Source organism: Lysinibacillus sp. NPDC096212, assembly GCF_044763105.1.
GTDB lineage: Bacteria > Bacillota > Bacilli > Bacillales_A > Planococcaceae > Lysinibacillus.
The window spans coordinates 15,004-26,921 of sequence record NZ_JBIWFQ010000033.1; the positions used below are offsets into that span (position 1 = coordinate 15,004).

Sequence of the window (11,918 nt, forward strand, 5' to 3'; positions counted from 1 at the left end):
CATGAATAAAGGACAGAGGCATATACGAATTCGGGATATTATTGCCAATCATGAAATTGAAACACAAGATGATTTAGTCGATTTTTTAAAGGATGCAGGCTATAATGTGACACAAGCAACAGTATCACGTGATATTAAAGAGCTTCATCTTGTGAAAGTACCTTTACAGGATGGACGCTATAAATATAGCTTGCCCGCAGACCAACGTTTCAATCCTATACAAAAATTACATCGTGCATTAGCTGATGCTTTTGTCAGCATTGATGGTGCATCACACTTTTTAGTAATGAAGGCTCTTCCTGGTAATGCCAATGCTATTGCATCACTACTTGACCATTTAGATTGGCCTGAAATTTTAGGTACTATTTCTGGAGACGATACTATTTTAATTATTTGTCGTAACGAAGATGAGCGTGAAAATACAAAAAATCGCTTATTAGAAATGCTATAAAATAGCAGGGTAATTTGATACAGAGGTGACAATTTGTGTTAAGAGAGCTTAGTATTCGAAACTTTGCCATCATTGAGGATTTAACAGTTAGTTTTTTAGATGGTTTAACAGTTTTAACAGGTGAAACGGGTGCAGGAAAATCAATTATTATCGATGCCGTGCATTTACTTGCTGGCGGCCGAGGGAATTCCGAATTTATTCGTCATGGAGCTAAAAAGGCTGAATTAGGTGGTTTATTTCAAATTTCAAGTTCTGGGCATCCTGTTTATAAGAAACTTGAAGAGGCGGGCATAGAAATAGAAGAAGATACCATTATTCTACGCCGTGATTTAAATGATTCTGGAAAAAGTGTTTGTCGAGTAAACGGTAAACTTGTGCCATTATCTGTACTACGTGATATTGGGGCTAGTCTTATCGATATTCATGGTCAGCATGAAAATCAAGAGCTTATGGATGAGAAACAGCATATCTATTTACTTGATCATTTTGCTGAGGAACAACTAACACCTATTCAAGATTTGTACAGTTCTCAATACGATGAATATCGTTCACTTAAAAAAGAATTAGCTTCGATTTCGATTGACGAACAGTTAATGGCGCAACGTATTGATTTGTACCAATTCCAAATGAAAGAGCTAGAGGATGCCAATTTAAAACTTGGCGAGGAAGATGAGTTGCTGGATGAACGTCGCCGTTTAATGAATTTCAATAAGATTTTCGAACGCTCGAGTGCCGCATATGAAGCTATTCAAGGTGATTCAAAAGGCCTTGACTGGATTGGCAATGCAATGGGTGCATTAGAAGATGCTGCGACAGTTGACGAGCAATTTAAAGAAGCATCAGAATCTGTCACGACTGCATTTTATGCATTACAGGATGCTGCTTACCAGGTCAAAAATGTATTGGATGAATTAGAATTTGATCCAGCTCGATTAAATGAAGTTGAGCAACGTTTAGCCTTAATACAAAATTTGAAGCGCAAATATGGTTCAACAGTTGAAGAAATTTTAGCGTATTACGATAAAATTAAAACAGAGTTAAATGAGCTTTTAAATCGAGACGAAATTTTACAAGTAAAAGAACGAAAAGTATTGGAAATGGAAGCAGTATTAACTGAACTTGCTGCAGAACTTTCTACTGTTCGAAAGGACGCTGCACATAATTTAAGTGAAGCTATTATGGCCGAACTACGTGAATTACATATGGAAAAAGCAAAATTCATTGTTAATTTTGATGAATTGCCTTACTTTGATGCAAATGGTAAAGACCAAGTAATTTTTTATATTTCTACGAATGTCGGTGAGCCGCCAAAATCTTTACCGAAAATTGCTTCTGGTGGAGAATTATCGCGTATGATGCTTGCGTTAAAGACGATTTTCTCCTCCTCTAATGGCATAACATCTATTATTTTTGATGAGGTAGATACAGGTGTAAGTGGTCGTGTAGCACAAGCAATTGCAGAAAAAATTGCTGCAATATCCGTTAATTCTCAAGTTTTATGTATTTCGCATTTACCGCAAGTGGCTGCGATGGCTGATCATCATTATTTTATTAAAAAAGAAGTCGAGCATGATCGAACATTTACGTCATTACTGGAAATAGATACGAATGCTCGTATTGAAGAAATCAGTCGCATGATGTCTGGAGCGGAAATTACAGATTTAACTTTGCAGCATGCAACAGAGCTCTTAAACATGGCTAATGCACGAAAAAAACAAATGAGATAGCAAAAGAATCCAGAAACAGCTCGTTGTTTCTGGGTTTTTTCTTTTTGCGCAAATATTTACCGCTTATAAGAACGCCACAAAAACACATAGTAAAAAGACAAAAATAAAAAGGAGGTGTCGTATGTATCGTCGTTGGCGTCAATTTGTCATTTTGCCTATGCTCATCGTTTTATTATTCATGCCCGTAAAGGCTTTTGCCGCAAAAAAGCTTATTCCGATGGGCGAAGCAATTGGTATTCAACTTCAGCTATCACATGTATTTGTAGCACATGATGTACTGTTAGCTTCCAATCAGTGGATGAAAGGAGGCGCTGTAATTGAAAAAATAAATGATATTACAGTAAAAACGCTTGTAGATGCCAAAAAAGCTGTTGCTCGGCAAGGACAACAGAAATGGACGATAAAAAGTGAAGGAAAAGAAATGACACTTGATTTACAGGAGCAAGAAGCAGAACATGTTATTTCCTTTCTAAAAGATGAAACAGATGGAGTAGGAACATTGACATACATTGATCCAGAGACAAAAAATTACGGTGCATTAGGCCACCAAATCGTTGATTCAACGTTACAAGAAGCCCCTATTTTTCATGCTGGCTCCATTTTTTTAGCTTCGATTCAACAAATTCGTAAAAGCATACCCGGTCAACCTGGCTATAAAATATCATCCATTGAAAAACATCATAATCGATTAGGGAGTATAGATAAAAATACAGTTTATGGAATTTTTGGCCGTTGGGAAGACGGTTATCAACAAAGTTTGCCTAAAGCAATTGAAATTATGCATGAAAAGGATATAAAAACAGGGAAGGCTGAAATCTATACTGCGATTGAGGGCAGTAAGGTGGAAACTTTTTCAATTGAAATTACCAAGGTTGAAAATGAACGCCTTGAATTCATAGTAACTGACAAAAAGCTCATTGAAAAAACCGGTGGTATTTTGCAGGGGATGAGTGGCAGTCCTATCATTCAAGACGGTCGTTTTGTAGGTGCGGTTACACATATGTTTGTGGAGGAGCCAAAAAAGGGAGCAGCGCTTACAGTAGCAGAAATGTTAAAAAAATCATCTTAAAAGAAGGAGCTGCCAAAAAGGTAGCTCCATTCTTCATGAAAATATCTTGTTCATCAAGTATTTCGTTTATTTATGAAGCGATTTGCGATACTAAAAAAAAACTGTAGTTTTATCTCCGTTTTTTCTCTAAAATAAATGATATAAGCATTCGAAGCTTTGCAGGTATTTATCATAACTTGTCGATATAAAAAGAAAGTATCGGACTACATACTCATTTTTGGAAATTGAAAAGGTTTTTAAAACGAAAATGTCGAAAATTCCAAAGTGTGCAAAAATTGCATTAGGGGATAGGTGACGCTTTGGGGTATTTCAAAGCACAGTTCAAAAGGAGGAATTTAAATGACAAAGGTTAAAGTAGCGATTGCAGATGATAATCGTGAGTTATTAAAAACGATGGAGCAGTATTTTCAAGGGCATCCTGAAATTGAAATAATTGCAACTGCTTCAAACGGGAAAGTTTGTTTACAAATGCTAGAAGAATTCGCACCAGATATTTTGCTTCTAGATATAATCATGCCGCATCTTGATGGGTTAGCTGTTTTAGAGTCGATGTATCAAAATGAACGAATGTCATCAATTCAAGTTATAATGTTAACTGCTTTTGGCCAAGAAGATGTGATGAAACAAGCTGTAGACTTAGGTGCATCCTATTTCATGCTAAAGCCATTTGAATTTGATCAATTGGTTCAAAAGATCTTACATTGTGCTGGGCAGAAGGCTACACTCCCTAAAAAGACAAGTGTTTTACAACCAGCTGCACCTCAAAAATTAAATCAACATCAATTAGATAGCACGATTACAGCCATTATTAAAGAAATCGGCGTTCCAGCTCATATTAAAGGTTACTCTTATCTGCGAGAAGCTATCCAGATGGTGTTCGAAGATATCGAGTTATTGGGCTCTGTGACGAAAATTTTATATCCAGAAATTGCTAAAAAATTCAATACAACGCCATCACGAGTTGAACGTGCGATTCGTCATGCCATTGAAGTCGCATGGAACCGTGGCAATTATGAATCAATTTCGTCGATGTTTGGTTATACGGTGCATCATTTAAAATCGAAACCGACAAATAGCGAATTCATCGCCATGATCGCAGACAAGATTCGCATCGATATGATGGCGAGTTAAGGTTAGAGCCACAAAAGATTACAGGACTTATTTAGAGAGAATTCATTGAATTTATACCGACTAATTACTGAGATCATAATAATTGAATTAAACTATGAAACACATTCATTTATGGGAATTCCCATTCATGGAGGTGTTTTTTTTTATGACTAATTTCGATAATGAAATAGACCGTTTTATGTTGGATTGTGTGGCAAAGGGACTAGACGAATGCAAAGGTCCAGTTTCTTATTGTCTTTTTTAGTCAGCATGAGCTAGCTATTGGTGGATACCTAGTAATACCAATTGCAACTAAACTTGACAGGTTATGACGTTTCTACCACATACAAACGTCTAGGATATCGCTAGAAACCTCCTTGTTGGCTTTGGTAACTGAATGGTGCTGCCGAACATAAAGGGCAGGAATGGAAGGTCTGAGTGGCTATGGCTACGCAGGATATACAATACATTTTCGTTGTTGCCGTGTTCTACATAATTTGTGAACATGTTACGAGAGCGTGTAGCAGACGATAAGACGTTTCGGGGGCAGAAGTATCATTTAAAAAATCAAGACTTTTAACATTTTATAAATAAACTTTTCTTGAAATAGAACAATCTAGTACTATAAAAGTAATAGATCTTTTTGGAACAGCTTGTACTTTCTATGACATAATTTCTTTCTTAAAAAATAAATAGAAGTGGTTTGTTTGAATTGTAAAGCATGCTCTTTAATGAATTATATAGTAGAATAGTATGAAGATAGTTAAAAATGGTAAAATAAGCTATAGAAATTTAATTAAAGAGGTGGTTAAATTGCCTTTTAGAAATATTTTAATTGTTGATGACCATATAGAAATTATTCAATTAATGACTGATTTTCTAGAAATGGAAAATTACGAAGTTTATGGTGCTAAAAATGCTGAAGAGGCAGAAACACTGTTACGTCAAATGACAATAGATTGTATTATTTTAGACATTATGCTGCCTGGAACTGATGGCTTTACCCTTTGCAAGAGAATTCGAAAAGATTCAGAGGTTCCTATTTTATTTTTAAGTGCCAATCATCAAACCGATGCAGATAAAATTAGAGGTCTCATGCTTGGAGCTGATGATTATATTGTCAAAACGGCAAGTCCAAGTGAAATCGTGGCAAGGGTCAAGGCAGTTGAAAGAAGAATAGCTATACATTCTCGGAAAGCTATAGATGTGCAGAGGGTTTTATCTATCAATCAACTTGAATTAAACCTAGACACGAGGTCAGTGGGGGTAGGACAACAAGCAGTAGAGCTAACGACAATTGAGTTTGATTTATTATATTATTTTATGGAAAATGAGGGGATTGTGCTAACGTATGAGCAAATTATAGATAGAATATGGAATGACGATGTAACTGGGTTTCACAGTGTGCGAGTCCATGTTGCAAAATTAAGAGAAAAGCTAGCTCCTTTTGATTCAGTTCCCGAGATAAAAACAATTAGATCCGTTGGTTATCAGTTGCATAAAGGAATGAGAGGATAAAAAATGCCAAAGATTAGTTTTAAGGCGTTTATTGCGTTGAGCCTTATCGCTATTGTTTTCACGCCAATCCTTTTAGCGAAAACTGCTTCACAACTAACGAATGTTTTTTCATCCAAAGAGAGTCAAAGATTCGATTTGGACTCATGGGTGCAGAATAATATAGTGAATACTGATAAGACACAGTTTGATAAGGAAGAATGGAAAAGTCAATTAAGAAAGAAAGCCGAAGAAGATAATCTTGATCTGCTCATTATTTTTGCAGATGATGAGTTGCTCTACACTGAAAGAATGAAGGAACCTGAAAATACTCTACTCCCTGAAGGTGATCAAGCCCTTTCAGAAAATCTCGATGAAAAATCTAATTTATATCTAGTTCAATCTTATTTATATACAGCTCATTATAATGTTTATTCAGCTGATAATTCGTTCATTGCAACGGTATATATTAGCCCTCCTCCGATACCTGCAGAAGAACAACTTAAAAGTACGAACTACGATTTTGTCTTTTACATTGGTGCATTTTCTTTAGTCTCGATACTCTATATATTATTTCTGCAAGTAAATTTAATGAAGCCATTGCGTGCTATTAATAAATCTTCCCAGCTTATATCGAATGGAACATATAGCATAGATTTACCAAGTTCCAACATTAAAGAAATGAACTATACCACTCATGCCTTTATTGAAATGGCTAAAAATCTCAAATTGTCGAAAGAGAATAACGAAAGATTAGAAGATGAAAGAAAACTCTTTGTGTCTTCCATTGTTCATGATTTAAGGACGCCTATTTTTTCATTGCGAGGTTATTTGGAAGGATTAAAAAAGGGACTTTTTAAAAACGAACAAAAGAAAACGCAATATTTAGAAATGAGCATGAAACAAGCAAATCATCTGAATGAATTGGTCACGTCTTTGGCTAATTATTCAAATATTGAAGGACAAATTAAACTCGAAGAAATAACAGTATTTCAAGTTAATGATCTACTACACGATTTAAAGCAGATGTTGTTTTTTAAACTTTCAGAGAAAAAACTTACGCTAGAAGTAATTAATCGAACGAGTCTCCCCATTACTGGTGATTATCTATTGCTAAAAAGAGCATTTGAAAATGTGCTTATCAATTGTATTCGCCATAGTCCACCGACAGAGAAAATAGAAATATTCATTAGAGAAAAGGATAGTTTTATAGAAACGATTATTTTAGATAATGGAAAGGGCTTTGCAGAAAAGGATCTTGAGCACATATTTAAACCTTTATATAAAGGAGATGAAGAAAAGTTTAGCGATGGACAAAGAATGGGATTAGGTTTAACTATTGCACAAGTTATTATTCAGAAGCATAGTGGAACAATCCAAGCCGCAAATGATGTGGAAAAAGGGGCAAAGATTGTTATAAAGATTCCTAAAAATATCATTGAATAAAATAATCAGAAAACATAAAAATGAAGGAAATCGCTTCCTTCGTTTTTTTTTGATTGTTATTTTTTCAAAACAGTGAAAGTGAGTATAAAGTATACCTAGTTGTTGTATAGAAGGATGATGTTTCTTGATAAAATCTTGATACTAATTATATAGAAAATTGATTTACCTTGGCTATAATTCTTACAAGAATAAGAAGGGGGAGATTAAAAAATGTCAGTTCTTAGCGTGAGAGGACTCTCTAAGATATATGGTCAAGGTCAAAGTCAAGTAAAGGCATTAAATCATATTGAATTAGAAATTGAAAAAGGCGAATTTGTCGCAATAATGGGGACAAGTGGTTCTGGAAAATCAACCCTTTTAAATATGATATCTGGGCTAGATACATATGATCAGGGAGAAGTTCTGATAAGTGGTGAAAATATAAAGGGGTATTCTGATCACGAATTGACTCGTTTACGCAGAGAAAAGATAGGGTTTATTTTTCAATTATTTAATTTAATTCCTGTATTGTCCGTTATAGAGAATGTTACCCTCCCAGCAATGCTAACTGTAAAGAATAAGAAAGAATTAGAAGAAAAAGCGATTGACTTGTTGCATTTGGTTGGTTTAGGTTCTTTTATACAATCTAAACCTAATCTATTATCTGGCGGTCAACAACAAAGAGTAGCGATAGTGAGAGCACTTATAAATGACCCGGAATTAATTCTAGCAGATGAACCTACTGGTAGCCTTGATTCAAAAACCTCTAAAGCTATGATGAGTATTCTACGTAACTTCTGTGAGGAACTGGGACATACGTTAATTGTAGTAACACATGATGCAAATGTAGCTGCTTATGCTGATAGAGTTATTTTCATGCATGACGGTAAAATCTGCGATACGCTAAATTTAAAAAACTCAAGCTTGAAGGATCATGAAGTAGTCAGGATTATTGCATCTAAGATTGAGGAACTAAGCTTATGAGATTATTTATTAAAGCAGCTATTAATTCAATATTCAACCATAAGGCCAGAAACGCATTCTTAGTTTTAGGTATTTCTCTAGGTGTTGCTCTAATTGTAATTGTGCAAATATTATTAGCTAGTTTACAAGAATCAAATGAACAGACAATCAAAGATTTGCATGGCGATTTTGACATAATAGTTGGTTATCAAGATAGTCATAAGTCACTTACTAAATTAGAGATTGATACGATAGAGACGATAGAAGGAGTGGAGAAAATAAGTCCCTTCCTATACCCATACTTAAACAAAGAAGTAGAGTATGATATGTGGGGCGAACCAACTTACATTGGTTTTAACAATGATGAGTTGGCTTATGAATATCCGTTTGTATCAATAAAATCTGGTAATTTCCCTAAAGCACAAGAAGCTTTAATTTCTCCCACATACGCTAAATTGAATAATTTGCAAATTGGCTCGATGATAGAAATGAATTTTCCACCACAAGGGAAAAGAGATGTTACGGTATCGGGAATTACTGAAGAGCATGAAGCCTTATCGAATATGGTCATTCTCGACTTTCATTGGCTTCAAGAAGTTACTTTAAACGATGGAATAACAACCGCATTGATTATTAAGTTAGATGATATTGAAAAGAAATCGGATGTTGTTCAAGAATTGAGAGAGCTTAACCAGGATTTTTTTATTGATAATCGATTAGAGATTGATAATGAACGTAATAATATTGGCGGGCTTGGACCATTTGTAAAGGGGCTTAATATTGCCATTTACCTTATAAGTGCATTGATACTTATTAGCACAATGAGAATGTCCATTCAGGAAAAACAAAAGGAACTTGCAACGCTACGCCTATTAGGTTTTGGGAAAAAACACATTATGTTTTTAGTTTTAATTGAAACGATGATGGTAGGATTAGTTTCTGTAGCAGTGGGAATCCTTGTTGGTATTCTAGTCCCTTTTCTTACACTTGATGTGTTTTTAAGACTAATGAATATTCCAAATGCCGGTATTGTATTACCATACCACGATATATTATTTAGTTTGGGGATTTTTACAGTAATCATTTTTTTATCTTCACTCATTCCTGGCTATATAGCAAGTCTTTCTCCACCAATTGTTGTTTATAGAGGTGTGAAAAACATCCAAGGTATTACTAAAAGGTATTTCATGATTAGTTTGTTGTATGCAGTATTCATAACTATATTATTTGCCCTTAATCAATGGCAGTGGCAATCGAGGTTTATATATGTTATTAACGCAGTTTTGTTTATAGCATTAATATTTATGACGATCCCTCTAATGTTTGTGTTATTTGAGAAAGGAATAAGTCTGTTAGATCGAAAATTAAGGGTTAGAGCAGAAGGCTTATTAGCTACAAAAAATTTACTAAGACAATTAGGCAGAAATGTGCAAATCTCTACTATTTTCACTTTAGGGGTTATCATCTCTATTATAGGAATGGTGGTATTAACAAGTGTTAAAGTGAACACAACTGAAACAATCAAGGATACTTACCCAAATGACTTGAAATTAGTGTCTGTGGGATCAGAAATAGAAGAGGGGTTTCCATTTTCATTCTATGACCTTGTCAGTGAAAGCCCTAATATAGAGGCGCATTTTTACACAAATGTAAAGCTGTTTGATACGATGAATCTCCCTTCAAAACAAGGTGAAGTGATACTTGCTCTTAGTGGGACTGATTTACAATACAGCTTAGATAAAAATGAGGTTCAGATAAAGGACGGTATTCATCTAGAGGAAGATTTGAGTCCTAACGGCGTTATGATAACAGAGTCTACTTCAAAGAAATTAGGATATCATTTAGGCGATGTAATAGAAGCTGATATGTCTGAAAATGTGGATGAAGTGGATAAGAAAGAATTTATCGTCGAAGGTATTATAACCAATTCAGAGCACATGAGTGACGACTACAAAGTATTCACTACTAAAAAAAATATGGAAGATATGTTTCAGATTCATACTCTTCATAGTGTAGAGATGAATATTACATCAGATATAGACCAACAAGAAACAATGGAAGAAGTTCAATCACTGATCCAACAACCGCAGTATGCTAATACAATTTTATATAATAGAGCAGAAGAATTGAATGACTTAGAAGAACAATTGTTACAACGCTTTTTCATATTATTTCTAGCTGTAGGATTAATCATTTTGTTTACTATCATCGGGTTAATGAATAGTACAGCCAGTAGTATTAAGGAAAGAATCCAAGAATTAAGTATGCTACGTGTACTTGGTTATACAAAGAAACGGTTATTTTCGTTGCTATTGCTTGAAGGAGCTCTTTTAACGGGAACAGTTGGAATATTTGCAGTAGGGTTATCGATGATTTCCACATACTGTTTGCTTCAAAGTTTAAATGCTACTACATTTCCATCAATGCCTTTACTTCTGGGAGGTATAATTGTTCTTTCTCCATTAATAGGTATGGCGGCAGTTTTATTTCCTGCTCTGTGGGCAACGAGGCAAGACGTAATGAAGGGATTACGCTAGATAGGTTGTCTCATTAACAAGTAAGCAAATCTTGCTCACGTATTCTTAGAGAAAATAAATTGATCGATCGTAAAGAAGAGAAAACCTCTTTATATACGTTACAGAGAACTGTATCATAAGTAAGTAGTTAGTACGGTTTATAAAAAACGTATAGATAATGTGCATTTAAATGACCATGAACTACTGTTAAATCAGCTTTCGTGGCTTTTTGTATTCTAAACTTTTGTTTGCGAAGAGGAGTGATAAGTTATGGATTATTTTTTAGAAATAGTAAAGGAATTCGGTATACCTACAATTACAAATAAAACTCTATTGACTAATGGAAAAACAGCTTCAACCTATTTATTGCATACAAATACTTCAAAAAAATATATTTTGAAATCCGTTGATACGAAAGTGCAGGCTTACTTTGAATATAAACTTATACAACATATTAGAACAAAAAATATTAACATTGTGAGTGAGATTTTAACTTCAAAGTCGGATGAGCCATTTACTCAAATAGATAAGAATTTATTTCAAATACAGGTTTACGTACCTTCAGTAAATGAAAAAGCTCCTTTGCAAAAGATTTTAAATACTTATCAGATGTTACAAGAATATTTAAAGGATTTTCATTATGAACCAGCGCGTCATAATCGTTTCGCATTAGATAGGTTATGGAGAGATACAAAAGAACTTTTGCATGAAAACTTCCCAGAAATTTATGATGAACTTTGCCCATCAATTGAAAAGTTAAAGGCGTTGGATCATAGCCAGAGGAATTGGATTCATGGAGATTTAGGTGCATGGAATATTTTATTAACTGCTGAACGAAATGTTTGCTTCATCGATTTTAGTGAGGCACGGCAAGGACCTAAATATTTTGATTTAGTAGCAATTTTTGCGTCATATTTACCTCCGAGTTTAGAGACAATTGATACATACACTCAAGTATTTTTAGCAGAATATGAAGTTTCGGTTAATTTGAATGAGTTCTACCAAACGTTAGAACTTTGGTATGTTAAAGGAATTTTAAGTTTATTGAAAGTCGATATTCAATCCACTAAAGAGCACATCCTTTATTTTTATAAAATTATTAAATATATTAGAACCTTATAGTAGTTTTTTGCCTGAGTTAAGAAAAAACCGCTTTTAATCAT

General features: G+C 34.4%; 9 protein-coding genes. All 9 read left to right on the forward strand.

Annotated features, from left to right (window positions below; all coding sequences use genetic code 11):
- The first annotated feature begins 1 nt into the window (after position 1).
- On the forward strand, positions 2 to 451 hold the full coding sequence (ahrC, locus tag ACIQ7T_RS23810; protein WP_079561797.1) for a transcriptional regulator AhrC/ArgR: 450 nt from the start codon (positions 2 to 4) through the stop codon (positions 449 to 451).
- 35 nt (positions 452 to 486) lie between these two features.
- Positions 487 to 2,178, forward strand: a complete 1,692-nt coding sequence (gene recN / locus ACIQ7T_RS23815) for a DNA repair protein RecN (RefSeq protein ID WP_370079881.1) — start codon at positions 487 to 489, stop codon at positions 2,176 to 2,178.
- A 121-nt stretch (positions 2,179 to 2,299) separates the two neighbouring features.
- Entirely contained in the window at positions 2,300 to 3,247 is a 948-nt protein-coding gene (locus ACIQ7T_RS23820) for a SpoIVB peptidase S55 domain-containing protein (protein ID WP_370079883.1), read from the forward strand.
- A 339-nt stretch (positions 3,248 to 3,586) separates the two neighbouring features.
- Complete coding sequence (gene spo0A / locus ACIQ7T_RS23825; protein WP_370079885.1) at positions 3,587 to 4,378, forward strand: sporulation transcription factor Spo0A; 792 nt, start codon at positions 3,587 to 3,589, stop codon at positions 4,376 to 4,378.
- A 732-nt stretch (positions 4,379 to 5,110) separates the two neighbouring features.
- Positions 5,111 to 5,875, forward strand: a complete 765-nt coding sequence (locus tag ACIQ7T_RS23830) for a response regulator transcription factor (protein WP_402874108.1) — start codon at positions 5,111 to 5,113, stop codon at positions 5,873 to 5,875.
- A gap of 3 nt (positions 5,876 to 5,878) precedes the next feature.
- A complete protein-coding gene (locus ACIQ7T_RS23835) occupies positions 5,879 to 7,297 on the forward strand; it encodes a HAMP domain-containing sensor histidine kinase (protein WP_370079889.1) in 1,419 nt (472 codons plus the stop codon).
- A gap of 210 nt (positions 7,298 to 7,507) precedes the next feature.
- Positions 7,508 to 8,260: an ABC transporter ATP-binding protein gene (locus ACIQ7T_RS23840; protein ID WP_370079891.1), complete on the forward strand. Its 753-nt coding sequence runs from the start codon at positions 7,508 to 7,510 to the stop codon at positions 8,258 to 8,260.
- A complete protein-coding gene (locus tag ACIQ7T_RS23845; protein WP_402874113.1) occupies positions 8,257 to 10,776 on the forward strand; it encodes an FtsX-like permease family protein in 2,520 nt (839 codons plus the stop codon). The genes ACIQ7T_RS23840 and ACIQ7T_RS23845 overlap by 4 nt, the downstream gene beginning before the upstream one ends.
- Before the next feature lie 249 nt (positions 10,777 to 11,025).
- Entirely contained in the window at positions 11,026 to 11,877 is an 852-nt protein-coding gene (locus ACIQ7T_RS23850) for a phosphotransferase enzyme family protein (RefSeq protein ID WP_402874116.1), read from the forward strand.
- Positions 11,878 to 11,918 lie beyond the last annotated feature (41 nt).

Bases quoted from the DNA above. Each gene is read 5' to 3' on its own strand.
- ahrC (WP_079561797.1), top strand. From the start codon at position 2: ATGAATAAAGGACAGAGGCATATACGAATTCGGGATATTATTGCCAAT.
- ACIQ7T_RS23820 (WP_370079883.1), top strand. From the start codon at position 2,300: ATGTATCGTCGTTGGCGTCAATTTGTCATTTTGCCTATGCTCATCGTT.
- spo0A (WP_370079885.1), top strand. From the start codon at position 3,587: ATGACAAAGGTTAAAGTAGCGATTGCAGATGATAATCGTGAGTTATTA.
- ACIQ7T_RS23830 (WP_402874108.1), top strand. From the start codon at position 5,111: ATGAAGATAGTTAAAAATGGTAAAATAAGCTATAGAAATTTAATTAAA.
- ACIQ7T_RS23835 (WP_370079889.1), top strand. From the start codon at position 5,879: ATGCCAAAGATTAGTTTTAAGGCGTTTATTGCGTTGAGCCTTATCGCT.
- ACIQ7T_RS23840 (WP_370079891.1), top strand. From the start codon at position 7,508: ATGTCAGTTCTTAGCGTGAGAGGACTCTCTAAGATATATGGTCAAGGT.
- ACIQ7T_RS23845 (WP_402874113.1), top strand. From the start codon at position 8,257: ATGAGATTATTTATTAAAGCAGCTATTAATTCAATATTCAACCATAAG.
- ACIQ7T_RS23850 (WP_402874116.1), top strand. From the start codon at position 11,026: ATGGATTATTTTTTAGAAATAGTAAAGGAATTCGGTATACCTACAATT.